A 14,647-nucleotide genomic window follows, 5' to 3' on the forward strand; every position below is an offset into this window, starting at 1 on the left:
GAGACGATCGCGATCCCCCAGCGGCGTCCGCACCTCACCAGAGCACCGGGAACTCCTCGAACCCGCCAGTGATGATCTCCTTGCGCAACTTCAGTTTTTCGGGCGCCACGGCCAGGCGCAGCGCGGGAAAGCGCTGGAAGATCGAACCGAACACCGCCTTGAGTTCCAGCCTGGCCAGCGGCCCGCCGATGCAGGCGTGCGGCCCGTAGGAGAACGCCAGGTGCGGCTTTTCCTGGCGTCCGATGTCGAAGATTTCCGGGTCGTCGAAATGGCGCGGATCGAACGACGTTGCCGGCAGGCCGATGAGCACCTTGCTCTCCGCGGGAATATGCACGCCCGCGACGGTCACGTCGGTCCTCGGATAGCGCATGATGCCGTCCCAGCCCGCGCCCGGCGGGTACATGCGAAGGATTTCCTCCACCGCCTTGTCCACCAGGGACGGATCGCCGACCAAGCGTTCGCGCTGTTGCGGATGGCGGAACATGGCCAGCAGGCCGCATTCGATCTGCGCGACGGTGCTCTCGTGCCCCGCCACCAGCATGCCGGCCGCCAGGCCGATCGCTTCTTCCTCGGTCGCCACGCGCTGGTCGACCGCCGCGAGCAGATCCGTCAGCAGGTTGTCGCCCGGATCCTGGCGCTTGTCCCTCATCTTGCAGCGAATGTAGGCGCGCAGTTCTTCCCAGGCCAAGCGCGATGCGCTGCGCGGGCCGCTTTCATGCTGGTGCGTCATCACCTCATCGGACAGCCGGGCGAAAAAGGCGTGATCCTCGTAGAGCACGCCCATCAGCGCGCTGATGACCATGGCCGGAAGCGGAAAGGAGAGGTGGCGCCGCAAGTCGGCGGGCTGGCGCTGGGCCGCCAGGTTGTCGAACAACTGCGCAGCGATCGCCTCGACATGCGGCGCCAGCAGCTTCACCCTGCGGCTGCTGAAGGCCGGCGCCACGAGCGTGCGTAACCGGGCATGCTCGCCCCCCTCGTGCGAGACCAGCCACCCCGGCGAACCGAGAATTACCGAATCCGGGGTGAACGCCGTCGGCGGCATTCCCGCCGGCCGGAACGCTGCGTCGGACAGCGCCGCCTTGGCCTCGTCGTAGCCAGTCACCCACCAGCCTTCGTGCCCTGACGGGAAACGCACGCGGTGGATCGGACCGTTGGCGCGTATCGCCAACATCTCGGGCGAGGGCTCAATGTGAGCGACGCGCCACATCGGCAGCGTCGGTAGGGGTTGTTCGGACACGGTGGCACTTCACTCTCTAAGCGATGAAAGGGCGGAAGCTGCCCGCAGGCGCTGCGGGCAGCGGCTTCACGTGCGCTTGCGTTCACTTCTGTTCGTCGATGATGATCGGCGGGGAAGGCGGCCGAATCCTAGGGCCTCAAGTCGGCTTTAGCCATCTACCGAATCTTGTAGTAGCCCCCGTGAGCTAAACGCCTGGTGGTTCAAAAAATATGCGGAAAACTCTCTCGCCACGCGCTACCATACGAAACCTATTTCGATGGGTATCCGCCTATGTTGGTTGGCTACATGCGCGTGTCGCCGGACTCCGACCGTCAGAACACGACTGCAGCGCGATGCGCTGCTCGCCGCCAGCATTGATCCCCTCCCCTGTTCGAGGATCACGCCTCGGGCGAAGGATGACCGCACCGGCTTGGCGCGGGCGCTCGCTGTCGCACCTGATCGCGATCGTGAGCTCGCTCGGACAATCGAGTGGCGTTCCGCTCCCTGAACGAGAACCTGGACACCACGACGCGCCCGGCCGAATTCCTGTTCCAGGTGCGGCGCGCTCGCGCAGTATGAGCGCGCTTTGATCCAGGAGCGCGTTGCAAGCCACTCGCGCACGTTCACGTTGCCACGTACGCCAAATTCGCGAAGCACATTCTCGTCGATCAAATACGCGGTCACGGAATCCGGCGCGGCGCAACCTCGCCCGTACGGCTTCGTCATCGAACCCAAGGTCCGCTAGCTCGCCAGCACCCGATACAGACTCAGGGGGACAGGCACTCTCGCTCGGGATACGCCTTGGCCTGTTCGGCCGCGGCCTCAACCTGATCGCGCGTCAGCGATGGAAAAACGTCGACAATCTCCTCGGCGATTGCACACGGGCGAGGGCGACCACCATGTAGACGAGAATCTTGGTGTTTTACATGGGTTCGTTACGATCACCTCCGACTTGTACCCATCGGCGGCGTTCATCGAAACGATGAAGACGGCTTTTGAGGTCGTCCGCGACATTGCCGAGATCAACGACTAGATCGCCAAACGCGACTCGGTGCGCGTAAGGAGAGCTGCCGGATCGCCTCATGGCACCGCCGGGGTGAGATCTCTAAAGGTCCATGAATGCCTAGCTCAGCCCGCAGGAGAATAGCTACGGAAACACCAACCCAACAGCAGCTCGACGGATTGAAGCGGCTGAGTGAAATCGCCGGGTCCCAGGTAACTTCGAAATCGTCACGTCAAAAGAGGAAGCGGAGAACCTCTACGGGAACGACTAAGATTGGCAGTTTTCTAGCCTATTGACTTGGGTTTATCTCGACGACCGCCAGCGGAGAGCCTCCATGTACATACCACTCCACTTTCGAGACGACGACATCGAGAACATTCGAGCAACAATCCGCTGCGCCCGATTGGCCAACCTGGTCACAGCGACATCAGATGGGCCAATTGCGACGCCTCTTCCGCTCTTCCTCGATGAGCGCGAAGGCGAACACGGTGCGCTGTACGGGCACCTGGCGAAGGGCAATCCGCAATGGCGCACGGCCCCGATCGGAGAAGCTCTGGCGATCTTTACTGGCGCAGAGGCTTACGTGACGCCATCCTGGTTTCCCAGCAAGCGACAAGCTGAACGTGTGGTGCCGACATGGAACTACATCGCGGTCCACGCCCATGGGCCGATTGAGTTCTTCGAGGATCCCACTCGCCTGCTTGAGATTGTAACGCGTCTGACGAATATCCATGAGACGTCACGTGCGACGCCCTGGGCCGTCAGCGATGCTCCCGCGGATTTCATCGCCGCCCAGTTGCGTGAAATCGTCGGCGTGCGCATCCGGATCACCACGGTCGAAGGCAAACGCAAAATGAGCCAAAACCGCCCCGCGCCTGATCGCATTGGTATCGCCGCCGGACTGGCAGCGAGCAAACTGGCACGGGACCAGGAAGTTGCAGCTCTTATCTTGGTTCAGGACTGAGACGATGATGTCCATGACCCGCCAACAGCGCCGCTCGACGGAGGGCGATCTTACATCTACAGCTCTCACAGACTTCAGCGGTCGGGCCATCAATTACCTCGCGAAATTCACGAACGGAAAAGTCGGGCTTGCCGCACTGGTTGACACTTGTCATTATCCTGACAGAGGCACAATCTCGTGTCAGGCCCAGAACAACGCACATAGTAAGCGTTGAGACTTTCGAAAGCCCATTCGGCTTTGTGACTTTCCCGGCACCGCCTGGGATGGCCATCGCTGAAACAAATTGATTACCGCACGATGACGTGCCCCAGGTTCACGCGTGAGATTCGCCATTGTCGCACAATACTCGATGACGCCAGTGCGGTGTTGCAAACCGTCAAAGCTATGTTGAGCGGCTTCAGCCGCGCGATCATCAATATGGATAGGCTTCGAGAGGAGTTTGAGCTCCCTTTCTCCATTCTTTTCCGCAACCTGGATATGTCGAAAAATGAAATCGAGCTCATGCATGGCAAGGATGGCGCCATTTTTCACGACACCTACGAGGCGCGCTCCTGCTGTCCATCGCTAATCGACATTCGAAGGGGTGAGTCGGTGATCGAGTTCTTTCGTCACTCGGCCCAGCCACTGGCTCAGTTCGAGTACTCGCGCCAAATGCCACCATTCGATCGCTGCCCATTGTCGAGTACATGTTTGTCTTCCGCTTGGCACGATGCTTGCTGAAGATGATCTGCTCCAATGGGCGAGGAAGAACTGCAAGGGCTTGGAAAAGCAAGATGAGCACAAACGCTTTAATTGGCGTCATTCCGAGCACCGATGTTGTGAAACGTGCAGCGCGCATCGGTGCGGAAGTCAAAAATGTCAAGCTATCAGGCGAACTACCGGATCACACGATCGCCGCGATCAACAGCCTATTGCTCGAGCACAAGGTGATCTTCTTCCGCAATCAAGGACATCTCAATGACGCCGAGCAGGAGCGCTTTGCCGCTCGTCTCGGAAAGGTAGTGCCACATCCGATGCTCGGTGCTACCAAGGGGATGGCGTCGCTGCTCGAACTGGACTCCACGCGCGGCGGCGGTCGCGCCGACGTTTGGCATGCGGATGGAACCTTCGCCGACGCCTATCCTAAGATTTTGGTGCTGCGGGCCGTTGTAATGCCAACGTTCGGAGGCGACACCCTGTGGTCGAACACAGCTGCCGCTTATCTTGGTTTGCCGCCGCCGCTACAAAGGCTTGCCGAGGGCCTGTGGGCCGTTCACAGCAACGTCTTCGATTACGCCGGGATCGCGCGTGTCCGCGAGGTCGACAAGAAACACTTTGACGAGGTGTTCACCAGAACGGTTTTTGAGACCGAGCATCCCGTCGTACGCGTCCATCCCGAAACAGGCGAGCGGACGTTAGTGCTCGGCGCCTTGGTGAAGCACTTTGTTGGGATCCCCAAATACGACGGACAAAAGCTGTTCGATCTGCTCCAGTCTCACATCACCGCGCCCGAAAACACTGTGCGCTGGAACTGGTTAGAGGGCGATATTGCGATATGGGATAACCGCGCAACGCAGCATTACGCAGTCAACGATTACGGGGACCAGCATCGCGTCGTACGTCGGGCTACGATCGAGGGCGACGTGCCTGTCAGCGTCGGTGGCCGAAGCAGTGTAACGCGGCTGAAGGTGACCAAATAATTGCACGTCGACGCCAGCGCTCTCGCGTCTGAAAATGAGAAAACCTGGTAATCGGAGTTGTTTCGGCAGACGCGGGAACACACTTTCCGACACGATATCTCAGCTCTTAGCGCCAACTCGGCAGCGCCCAGGTTTGATCTACGCAACTATTTTAGCGTCAACCAACCGCTTCGGAAAACCTTGAGCGTCACTGTCCTTCCTCAGCGGCAGGAACGTGGCCTTGACGTTTCAGTTTAGAAAATCCTCGATCTGTGGCCATAAAGCGCGCCAACATGGGGGCGATGAGTTTAGTCGGATCGACCACTTGACCACCCTGACGCTTAAGCGCTTCTGCATATGCAATGAGATCACGATGCACGGCCGCAGGCAACTCCGTACTCACTTTGACGGGCTTTTCGTCTGGAAGCTCTCCTATTTTGAGTCTTGGCATGTTGTCAGCCTCTATACGGCGTAAGTATGAGGTCACGATTGACAAGAACACGAACAGGGAAGCCCGGTCGTACGGTCAAAGTAGGCTGGATGTTGAGACTGCGTCGAACCACCTGCTGTCCAGTTTGATTTAGTGAGTCGGAGGCGCCGTGTCGCAATGCCTGGATGATCGCGCTGTCGTTGCTATTTGTGTCCGAACCTGCCCCTAGTTCGGTACCGACCGCCAGAAACGTCGATAGTGCCGCAGCCTTAAACAGCTCGCCCCAGTGATTGTCGACCTGGTCTTCGAGGCCGGCGTATCCTGCGGTGTCAGCGCCAGGCTGCCGCTCGAGAACGATTGAACGTCCATTCGGCATGATCAGCCGTGTCCAGACGAGCAGGACACGGGACTGGCCGAAGGTGACCTGACTATCGTACATACCAATTAGACGCGCTCCCTGAGGCACAAGCAGAAAACGGCCGGTCGGCGTGTCATAGACGTTCTCGGTTACCTGCGCTGTGACCTGGCCTGGAAGGTCTGATCGGATCCCGGTGATCAGAGCTCCCGGAATGACCGTTCCAGCCTGCACGACATATGGTGAAGCTGGCCTCGTGATACGGTCAGGACTTACAGTGCGACGATCCACAGAGGCGTTCACGAAGGCAAGCTTGCGGTCCTGACCGTTTTGCGCAGATCCATCGTCGCCGGTGCTCGTTGCGTTCGGCGGCACGACGCGCTCGCTGCCAGCAGCAGCGGCGGACGGACGCAATTCTCGTCCATTGGTCGAAGCGAACAGATGACTGATACGAGCTGCTTCGGTCTCCTGGTCCCTCCGCTGCTGGTCTGGATCAGCGCCGCTCGTCGGCAACTGGCCTTGAGCGGCAAGGATCGGTCGACCGAGGTCGCCGGGAAGCGGCGGACCTAGCTGCGGAACTGTTTGGCGTGGAACGCCAGCATAATCCTTCGGCAGGGTCGTAATGCCGTCGGCAACATTGTGATGGTCGGTACTGTAAAGCTCATCGGCCACCTGGTTTCGGGATCGATTGTTCTGTAGCGACCATAGCACCGCTCCGCCGATGACAAGCAGGGCAACCGCGCTGCCGCCGGCCAGGACCCTCCGCGACAATCGTGTCACGCGCGGATGCTCCGCTCTCAGGCGGAAGCTCCCGGACCAGTCCTCTTGTGTCGCCGGCGGGACAGATTGCTCGTGATCGTTTCCATTCCCGCTGTTCATGACGACGGCCTCCCGTCCGTCCTGACAATCCTGACCTTCTGCTGGTGCTCACCGCCGAGCCGGAGTTCGGCGGCTGCAAAGAGCCGATCCACGATCAGCACACTGCCGTAGGCGCGGTAGTTGACGAGTTCGGTTTTGCCGTCCGGGCCAATCACAAAGAGTGGAGGCATCTCGCCCTGCACAATGCCCTGCGGGAATTCGACATAGACCTTACGGCCATCGTCATATGCGCCGAGCGGCCGCCACGGAGGACTGTCCCCTTCGATGGCGTAGCGGGAGATACGCTGCGCCGGATCCGGAAGAACGGGTTTCAGAGCGACTGAACGGGATCTTTCGCGCGCTGCTTCCGGATAGTACCAGGCAACAGACGGCATGTATGGCCGCTCCCGGGAGTGGAGTTCGATAAGGTAGGTGCGCCGGTCGGTATTGACGACTAGGTTGGTCTCGATGGACGCGCGGGTCGGCTTGACCAGGATGTGGACGCGTCGCGTGTCGCCGTTCCCGCTCTCAGTATCGCCTACGACCCAGCGAACGGTATCTCCGGCCGCGATCGGCCCTGATCCCGTCAACTGCTCTCCCTCCTCGAGCGCGATATCCGTGATCTGCCCCGGTGCGGCGTAAACCTGATAGAGTGCTCCAGGACTGTAGGCGTAAATCTGCGCTGCGTTGAAATACCCCCGCTTGCGCGGTTCGACCCGGGCTGCGCTGTTTGCGGTCTCAACCCGGCTGACGGGCTCAGCGTCTTCCTTCCCTCCCGACTTGCCGCCCAGAGCCGGCTTCCAGAGAGGCGGAACGTGAAGCGGTCGCGATCTGTCGTCGAGAGCCACTGGCGTCGCCGGCAGCGGAGGAACCTCAGCGTCATAGCTGATCTCCGGCGGTATATAAGTCGCGCACCCGCCGAGCGCCGATGAACAGAGCAAGAGCACGGACAGAAGCGCTCGCTTTGAGCCCACGAACTCGGACCGAGGCGAATTGAGCCTGCTTTGCGGGAGGGAACGTATCGAATGAACGTCAGACGGCGTCTTGGTCACTGACCCAACTCCTTTGACCAGTTGATGGCGCGGACGTAGACGCCAAGTGGATTCTTGCGCAGGCGTTCGGCATCGCGGGGTGTCTCGATCACGATCGAGAGAATCGCAGTCCAGCGCTCGGTCGAACTCAGCGAGCCGTTGTCGTAGGCGCGCTGGGTCCACGCGACGCGAAAGCTTTCCGGCGACGCGCGAATGACGCTCGATACGTCCACGGAGATTTGCGCCTTGCCCAGCTTGGCAAAGGGGTCATTGTTACGCGCGTAGTCGTTGAGCACGGCGGCGCCGCGATCAGTCGTAAAATCATAGGCCCGGAGCCAATTCTGGCGCAGAACAATGCCGTCCGCGGGCAGGCCTCTGACATCTTCGATAAATCGCGCCAGATGGTAGGCGATCTGAGCGTCAGTAGGTTGATAATCGATGTTTGCCGGCGCAACCCTTTGAGCTTGGCCGAGATGATCGACTTCGACGACCCAGGGCGTGATCGAGCCTTGGTTCGATTGCCAGACAAGGCTACCTGCGAGACCGGCTGAAAGCATCAAGGAGCCGAACGCCATCAGGCGCCAGTTCTTGGCTTGCAGGCGCGCTGATCCAATGCGTTCGTCCCAGACCTGCGCTGCTTTCTGATACGGTGTGACCGGTTCGGGCATGCGCCCGTAATGAACGGAATTTCGTTTAAACATCGATGGTTGCCCCTGGTGATCGGTTTCAAGTCGTGCGATGGAAGGGTTTGAGGCTCTGCTGTGCGGCCGAGGTGCAGTGGTGCGTCTCAGCGCTCTCCTTCGGACAAATCGACGGAGGAGCCGCTGCCACCATGATCGCCCGAGCGGACGGCGTGGCCAGCAGCCGAGGCACTATGCCGAATGGTCTGAGCACGCTTCATGCGGCGCGCCCAATCAGGCTGCCCTTCGGCCGAGGGTTGCTCGCCCGCTTTCCCACCCCCGAAGGCAGCCGCTGCTCGACGCAAAGGACTCATCGCAGCCGAAGCGCCAGCCTCCGCGACGCCAGCAAGGCCGCCGCTTCGATAGGCGACTGATGCTCCGCTTATGACAGCGCCGCCACCGCGCGCGGCGCCTGCAATCGCGCCGCCAGCGAGACCAGCGCCGCCGGCGGCGACACCTGCGCCTGCCGCAACAATGCCGCCGGCAGCAAGGCCTGTTCCAATCGCGGCACCCGCGCCGAGCTGGGGTCCGCCCGATACCAGGCCGTTTGCGATACCCGGACCGAAGATACCGAGGCCAAGCAAGGAGAGCACCGCAAGCACCAGTGTCATCGCGTCTTCGATGGTTGGCTGATTGCCGCCAAAGCCAGCGGTGAACTGCGAGAACAGGGTCGATCCAATCCCGACAATGACGGCCAACACCAAGACCTTGATTCCGGACGATATGACGTTGCCCAGGACCCGCTCTGCCGCGAAGGCGGTCTTGCCAAACAAGCCAAACGGAATGAGCACGAAGCCGGCCAGCGTCGTGAGCTTGAACTCGATCAGGGTGACAAAGAGCTGGATCGCCAGAATGAAGAAGGCGAGTAGCACCACGACCCATGCGAACAGGAGAACGACGATCTGCACGAAGTTTTCGAAGAAGCTGATGTAGCCCATCAGGTTGGAGATCGAATCGAGCAGCGGCCGGCCGGCGTCGAGTCCGACTTGAGCGATCTTTCCAGGTCTCAGGAAATCTGCAGCGGACAGGCTTGCACCCGATGCCTTCAGCCCGAGACCGGCAAAGCTCTCGAAGACGATGCGCGCCAGGCTATTCCAGTTGCCGATGAGGTAGGCGAAGACCCCCACGAAGAGCGTCTTCTTGACGAGGCGCGCGATGATGTCTTCGTCCGGCCCCCAACTCCAGAACAACGCCGCAAGCGTGATGTCGATTGCGGCAAGCGTCGCTGCGAGATACCCAACGTCGCTACCGAGCAGCCCGAAGCCGTTGTCGATATAGCGCGTGAACGTTTCCAGGAACTGGTCGATGATCCCCGTACCCTTCATGGCTTGTTCGCCTCAGGTGACGTCAGGTTTGGATATGCCTGCGGAATCCGGCTTTGATCCTTTGGGACAGGTATCGAGCTGGTTGCGTCATCGCGTCCGGAAGCTGTGGCGCTGTCCTTCTTGCCAAGGAAGCGACGGCGGTTTTCAGCCCAAATCTGCTGGCAGTGGCGATAGCCTACCGTCTCCTCCGGAGTGATGCCCCGGCAGTGTACAAGGTCGGCGTTGGCGGCATCGGTCCTCTGCTCCGCCTTCGGCGCCGCCCCAGATTCGTCTCGGCCACGCAGCTGAATCGTGCAGGCCGCGACGGCCACTAGGACGATTGTCGTAAGCAGCGACAGCCCCTTGAATGCTCTTACGTCGGTCATCAGTGGAACATCTGCACATTGGAGGATTGATAGCCCTGTCCTGGTGTCAGGAAACGCCTGAGCTGCTCTCGCCCCTCATCCTGAGCCGAGGCGCGCTGAGCCGCTTCGAGGCTCTGCGCCCTGCCCTGCGCCGCCGCGGCCGCTGTGAGATCGGCAAGTTGTTGCGCTTGAAGCGCGAGGATCTGGTTGCCGGCCTGAGTAGCCTGTAAGGCGCCACTGGCACTCTGGCTCGAAGTTACGAGTGCGGACGTCTGGATACGATTGGTGTCGAGATTACCAACGATGCCGGCCTGGACGCGAAGCGCGTCTTGCGTTGCGGCATAGGAATTCTGCCATCGCGATTGAGCGTTGGAAATCAGCAACTGGTTCGACTGGCTGCTGGTCGCTGGCGCGTAGTTTGTCGAGAAGGCATGATCGATCTGCTGCACGTCGTAGGCAATGCGCTGGGCCTGGGCCAGTAATTGCTGGGTGCGCTGGATCGATGATTGCAGTTGCTGCAGCGACGAATACGGCAGGTTTGCCAGATTCCTTGCCTGATTGATCAGCATCTGTGCCTCGTTCTGCAACGAGGTGATCTGATTATTGATCTGCTGCAGCTCCCGCGCGGCCGTCAGGACATTCTGGACGTAGTTGGTGGGATCAAAGACGATCAGCGCTCGTGCGGGCAGCGTAACGCCAAGCAGCAGCGCGAAGGCGGCCGTGGTCGCCAATAGGCCAAGAGGTCTCATAGCGATTTCTCCAGATTGACGAGATTGGGGATCAGATCTGTCGCCCAGGCGACGCCACGATGCTGTAACCAGGCCGGCACAAAGCCATCAGGTCCATGTTCGGCGAGGAGTTGCGCGATCGCGGCTTGGTCTGTCTTTGAAGAGGCGGCCGTGAATGCGAGCGCAACCTCGCCCAAGCCGAGTTCGAACATCCGATTGCCGCGGCGGGACTGGCAATAGTAGTCGCGCTTTGGCGTTGCCCGGCTTAGAAGCTCGATTTGGCGGTCATTGAGGCCGAAGCGGCGGTAGATGGCAGTGATCTGCGGTTCGATTGCCCGTTCGTTCGGCAGCAACAATCGTGATGGACAGCTCTCGATGATCGCCGGCGCGATCGCGGAGCCATCGATGTCCGAGAGCGATTGGGTGGCGAAGATGACGGACGCGTTCTTTTTCCGTAGCGTCTTCAGCCATTCCCTGAGTTGGCCAGCAAAATCCTCGTCGTCGAGGGCCAACCACCCCTCATCGACAATGAGGAGCGTCGGCCGGCCATCGAGACGATCACCAATACGATGGAAGAGGTACGCCAGCACGGCCGGCGCAGCGCTCGTTCCGATCAGACCTTCGGTCTCAAACGCCTGGACCGAGGCCTCGCCAAGGCGCTCGAATTCAGCATCGAGCAAACGCCCGGAAGGTCCGCCCAGGCAGTATGGTTGCAGGGCGCGCTTCAGGGAGTTCACTTGAAGCAGGACGGACAGGCCCGTGAGGGTCCGTTCCTCCCTCGGCGCCGAAGCGAGAGATGTCAGCGCCGACCACAGATGATCCTTGACCTCCGGGGTGATCTCGACCTTTTCCCGAGCAAGGATTGCGCAGATCCATTCCGTGGCCCATCCGCGTTCGGAAGGATCATCGATCCAGGCCAGCGGCTGCAGGGCGACGGGTTGTTCACCTCCGTCGGACAATGCGCCACCGAGATCATGCCAGTCACCGCCCATGGCAAGGGCGGCCGCCCGGATCGAACCACCGAAGTCAAACGCAAAGACCTGAGAGTTCGGATAACGCCTGAACTGTAGCGCCATCAGCGCGAGCAGCACCGACTTGCCAGCACCTGTTGGTCCCACCACAAGGGTGTGGCCGACGTCGCCGACGTGGAGAGAGAACCGAAATGGGGTCGATCCCTCGGTTTTGCCAAACAGGAGCGGCGGACCGTTGAAGTGCAGATCCCTCAACTCGCCCGCCCACACCGCCGACATTGGAATCATATGGGCGAGGTTGAGGGTCGAGACCGGCGGTTGCCGCACATTCGCATAGACATGTCCCGGCAGGCTGCCGAGCCAGGCTTCGACGGCGTTCACCGTCTCGATCATGCAGGTGAAATCGCGGCCCTGGATGACCTTCTCGACCAGCCTCAGCTTTTCATCGGCAGCGTTGGGATCGCGGTCCCAGACAGTGATGGTCGCCGTGACATAGGCTTGCCCGATCTGATCCGAGCCCAGTTCCTGCAACGCGGCGTCGGCATCAAGCGCCTTGTTATGGGCGTCGGTATCGAGCAGCGTCGACGCCTCGTTCGTCATGACCTCTTTGAGGATGGCGCCGATGGATTTTCGCTTGGCAAACCACTGCCGACGAATCTTGGTCAGCAGCTTGGTGGCATCGGTCTTGTCGAGCATGATTGCTCGGGTCGACCAGCGATACGAGAATGGCAGGCGATTCAGTTCATCAAGAATTCCCGGGGTCGTCGCGCCCGGAAAGCCGACAATCGTCAGAACCCGCAGGTTGGCTGCCCCCAGCATCGGCTCAAGCCCGCCGGTCAGCGGCTGGTCCGCCAACAGCGCATCGATGTACATAGGAATTTCGGGCACGCGAACCCGATGACGCTTGGTCGAGATCGTCGAGTGCAGGTAGGTCAGCGTGTCCTGATCATCGAGCCAGGCGCATTCGGGCATGAACCCTTCAAATAGCTGCAGCACACGGTTGGTTTGATCGACAAACCCGCGGAGCGCCTCGCGCGCGTCTGCTCCGACGGTTCGATCCCGGCCCTCATAGAGCAACCGCTCTGCCCGGGCAGCGCCCTCTTCCGGGGGCAGGTAGAGGACGGTCAGGAAATAGCTGGACTCATAGTGGGCACCAGCCTCCTCGAATTGCGCACGGCGTTCGGCGTCGACCAGCGCAGACGCGACATCCGGAAAGCTGTTGGGCGGGTAAGCGCCCGCAGAATGACGCTGCGCCTCAACGAAGACGGCCCAGCCGGATCCCAGGCGACGAAGTGCGTTGTTCAGACGGCCGGCGACGCCGACGAGTTCAGCCGGCACCGCGCTGTCGAGGTCAGGTCCCCGGAACTTTGCTGTCCGCTGGAACGAGCCATCCTTGTTCAGGACAATCCCTTCGTCGACGAGGGCTGCCCAGGGCAGAAAGTCGGCAAGACGGGCGTCGGAATGGCGATATTCGGCAAGGTTCATCATGACCGAAAACTCAGAGGTTGAGATGACCGGGAATGCGCAAATGTCGGCGCACCACATCGACGAAGGCAGGATCGCGCTTGGCGGCCCAGACGGCGGCCATGTGGCCGATGAACCAGAGGACGAGACCCGCGATCCAGAGCCGCATCCCGAGCCCAAGGGCTGCCGCAAGCGTGCCGTTGACGATCGCGACCGACCGCGGCGCGCCGCCCATCAGAATCGGCTCAGTGAGCGCGCGGTGAACGGGCACCACGAAACCCGTGACCGGTTCATCCATCAGATCACCACGCCGCCGCCGAAGGAGAAGAACGACAGGAAGAAGCTTGAGGCAGCAAACGCGATCGACAGACCGAATACGATCTGGATCAGCCGGCGGAAACCACCTGACGAGTCCCCGAACGCGAGCGTGAGCCCGGTCACGACGATGATGATGACGGCGATGATCTTGGCGACCGGACCTTCAACCGACTGCAATATCTGATTGAGTGGCTGCTCCCACGGCATGTTCGAGCCAGCCGCCCACGCCGGTGCCGACGACAAAAGCACCGCGCCGAAGGCGGCCAACGATGCACCTCGAAGAAAGCGAAATTGCTGACGCATGTCAGTCTCCTGCTGATGAAAGGTTGTAATCACCGGCGGCCCCGAGCCCGGTGACGATGGCGAGCTCAGCGAGACGACGGTCAGCGCCGCGACCCGCGAGGACAGCGACGAGGTCGATGGTCTCGGCGATCAGGGCGCGGGGAACCGTGATGACGGCTTCCTGGATGAGTTGCTCGAGCCGCCGCAGCGCACCGAGCGCGGTGCCCGCATGAATCGTGCCGATGCCGCCGGGATGGCCTGTGCCCCATGCCTTGAGCAGATCGAGTGCTTCGGCACCACGAACTTCGCCGACCGGAATGCGGTCAGGACGCAGTCGCAGCGAGGAACGAACGAGATCCGATAGCGTGGCCACACCATCTTTGGTCCGCAAAGCCACTAGATTGGGCGCCTTGCACTGAAGCTCACGCGTATCTTCGATCAGCACGACCCGATCGGAACTCTTTGCCACCTCGGCCAGGAGCGCATTCGTCAATGTTGTCTTGCCGGTCGATGTCCCACCGGCGACCAGAATGTTCTTCCGTGCGGCGACCGCGTTCTGCAGGAACTTGGCCTGCTCCGAGGTCATGATCCCCCTGCCGACGTAGTCATCGAGCGTGAACACAGCGACAGCGGGCTTGCGGATCGCAAAGGCCGGTGCCGCAACGACCGGAGGCAAGAGACCTTCGAATCGCTCGCCGGTCCCGGGCAATTCGGCCGAGACCCGCGGCGAGCCGGCATGCACCTCCGCACCTACGTGGTGGGCTACCAGACGAACAATGCGCTCGCCGTCCGCCGCCGACAGAGTTTCGCCTGTGTCGATCAGGCCATTCGACAACCGATCGATCCACAACCGCCCATCCGGATTGAGCATCACCTCGATGATCGCTTCGTCTTCGAGGTAGCCGGCAATCGCAGAGCCAAGCGCGCTGCGCAGCATTCGCGCGCCGCGCGAACTCGCTTCCGATTGAATGGAATGGATTGCCACCGTTCGCCCCCACCGAATGAGGACGTCCAACGAGC

At 61.0% G+C, this 14,647-nt stretch carries 15 protein-coding genes; 3 read left to right on the forward strand and 12 right to left on the reverse strand.

Annotation, left to right across the window (positions count from 1 at the left end):
- Positions 1-34 precede the first annotated feature (34 nt).
- Positions 35-1,237, reverse strand: coding sequence for a cytochrome P450 (locus tag GGD67_RS17470; RefSeq protein WP_179734509.1), 1,203 nt, complete (start codon positions 1,235-1,237; stop codon positions 35-37).
- 1,316 nt (positions 1,238-2,553) lie between these two features.
- Between GGD67_RS17470 and GGD67_RS17475 the strand changes: the two genes are divergently transcribed.
- From GGD67_RS17475 to GGD67_RS17485, 3 genes are all read left to right on the forward strand, one after another.
- Complete coding sequence (locus GGD67_RS17475) at positions 2,554-3,183, forward strand: FMN-binding negative transcriptional regulator (protein WP_179734511.1); 630 nt, start codon at positions 2,554-2,556, stop codon at positions 3,181-3,183.
- Between the two features lie 363 nt (positions 3,184-3,546).
- Positions 3,547-3,903 (forward strand): hypothetical protein, encoded by a 357-nt coding sequence (locus tag GGD67_RS17480; protein ID WP_179734513.1) that lies wholly within the window; start codon positions 3,547-3,549, stop codon positions 3,901-3,903.
- Between the two features lie 53 nt (positions 3,904-3,956).
- Positions 3,957-4,862, forward strand: coding sequence for a TauD/TfdA family dioxygenase (locus GGD67_RS17485; protein WP_179734515.1), 906 nt, complete (start codon positions 3,957-3,959; stop codon positions 4,860-4,862).
- Positions 4,863-5,049: 187 nt separating this feature from the next.
- On the opposite strand, the gene GGD67_RS17490 is transcribed toward GGD67_RS17485, so the two are convergent.
- From GGD67_RS17490 to trbB, 11 genes are all read right to left on the reverse strand, one after another.
- Positions 5,050-5,292 (reverse strand): DUF2274 domain-containing protein, encoded by a 243-nt coding sequence (locus GGD67_RS17490; protein ID WP_179734517.1) that lies wholly within the window; start codon positions 5,290-5,292, stop codon positions 5,050-5,052.
- A gap of 4 nt (positions 5,293-5,296) precedes the next feature.
- Positions 5,297-6,505: a TrbI/VirB10 family protein gene (locus tag GGD67_RS17495; RefSeq protein WP_179734519.1), complete on the reverse strand. Its 1,209-nt coding sequence runs from the start codon at positions 6,503-6,505 to the stop codon at positions 5,297-5,299.
- Entirely contained in the window at positions 6,502-7,536 is a 1,035-nt protein-coding gene (gene trbG, locus GGD67_RS17500) for a P-type conjugative transfer protein TrbG (protein WP_179734521.1), read from the reverse strand. Before trbG ends, GGD67_RS17495 begins: the two co-directional genes overlap by 4 nt.
- On the reverse strand, positions 7,533-8,216 hold the full coding sequence (trbF, locus tag GGD67_RS17505) for a conjugal transfer protein TrbF (RefSeq protein ID WP_179734523.1): 684 nt from the start codon (positions 8,214-8,216) through the stop codon (positions 7,533-7,535). The genes trbG and trbF overlap by 4 nt, the downstream gene beginning before the upstream one ends.
- Positions 8,217-8,302: 86 nt before the next feature.
- On the reverse strand, positions 8,303-9,520 hold the full coding sequence (trbL, locus tag GGD67_RS17510) for a P-type conjugative transfer protein TrbL (RefSeq protein WP_179734525.1): 1,218 nt from the start codon (positions 9,518-9,520) through the stop codon (positions 8,303-8,305).
- A complete protein-coding gene (trbK-alt, locus tag GGD67_RS17515) occupies positions 9,517-9,885 on the reverse strand; it encodes a putative entry exclusion protein TrbK-alt (protein WP_179734527.1) in 369 nt (122 codons plus the stop codon). The genes trbL and trbK-alt overlap by 4 nt, the downstream gene beginning before the upstream one ends.
- Positions 9,885-10,613, reverse strand: a complete 729-nt coding sequence (gene trbJ / locus GGD67_RS17520) for a P-type conjugative transfer protein TrbJ (protein WP_179734529.1) — start codon at positions 10,611-10,613, stop codon at positions 9,885-9,887. Before trbJ ends, trbK-alt begins: the two co-directional genes overlap by 1 nt.
- Positions 10,610-13,051 carry a conjugal transfer protein TrbE gene (gene trbE / locus GGD67_RS17525; RefSeq protein WP_179734531.1) on the reverse strand — a complete coding sequence of 814 codons (2,442 nt, stop codon included), beginning with the start codon at positions 13,049-13,051 and terminating at the stop codon, positions 10,610-10,612. Before trbE ends, trbJ begins: the two co-directional genes overlap by 4 nt.
- Positions 13,052-13,061: 10 nt before the next feature.
- Positions 13,062-13,325 carry a VirB3 family type IV secretion system protein gene (locus GGD67_RS17530; protein WP_179734533.1) on the reverse strand — a complete coding sequence of 88 codons (264 nt, stop codon included), beginning with the start codon at positions 13,323-13,325 and terminating at the stop codon, positions 13,062-13,064.
- Entirely contained in the window at positions 13,325-13,648 is a 324-nt protein-coding gene (locus GGD67_RS17535; RefSeq protein ID WP_179734534.1) for a TrbC/VirB2 family protein, read from the reverse strand. The genes GGD67_RS17530 and GGD67_RS17535 overlap by 1 nt, the downstream gene beginning before the upstream one ends.
- Before the next feature lies 1 nt (position 13,649).
- On the reverse strand, positions 13,650-14,564 hold the full coding sequence (gene trbB, locus GGD67_RS17540) for a P-type conjugative transfer ATPase TrbB (protein ID WP_179735060.1): 915 nt from the start codon (positions 14,562-14,564) through the stop codon (positions 13,650-13,652).
- Positions 14,565-14,647: the final 83 nt, after the last annotated feature.

Source organism: Bradyrhizobium sp. IAR9 (genome assembly GCF_013408065.1).
GTDB lineage: Bacteria > Pseudomonadota > Alphaproteobacteria > Rhizobiales > Xanthobacteraceae > Bradyrhizobium.